Here is a 571-nt window from a genome sequence, read left to right as displayed (position 1 = left end):
CCTGTAAGTTTTTGATAAATTAATTCTATTGACGTTAAGACAAATGCTTAATTCCTAATAAACTCAAAACCTTGCAGACCAGTCATTTTTTCTGTTTTTGAACTGTAAAAATATCAAAACATGGCTGTTCCTAGCCGCAACCATCATTTGGGGAGTCCCTCTTTTTATGGCATAATGGACTACTTGACGGATTGTTCCGCCCCCATTTTTTTCAAACCGCAGAATCAAAATCATACTGCGGTTTGTCCATTTCAGAATCAGATTTTTCAGACGGCCTCATCATTCCAAAGGCCGTCTGAACAGAAAGCCACCATCATGAATCCTTTCTCTTCACTCGGTTTAGGCAGCGAATTGGTCTCCGCCCTGACCGATCAGGGTTATGAAAACCCGACGCCTATTCAAGCCGCAGCGATTCCTAAAGCCTTGGCAGGACACGATCTTTTGGCTGCAGCACAAACCGGCACAGGTAAAACCGCCGCCTTTATGCTGCCCAGCCTCGAACGCCTGAAACGCTACGCCACATCCAGCACCTCCCCTGCCATGCATCCTGTCCGCATGTTGGTATTGACCC

Annotated in this window: 1 protein-coding gene; it reads left to right on the top strand. The window is 46.2% G+C overall.

Features of this window, described 5'->3' with window-relative positions:
* Window positions 1-312: 312 nt before the first annotated feature.
* The coding region (locus tag ACTHUR_RS16580; RefSeq protein WP_440399780.1) for a DEAD/DEAH box helicase at window positions 313-571 on the top strand (259 nt) is incomplete at its 3' end.

This window comes from Neisseria sp. P0021.S007, from assembly GCF_051956855.1.
This window is presented reverse-complemented; position numbering and strand designations above follow the sequence as displayed.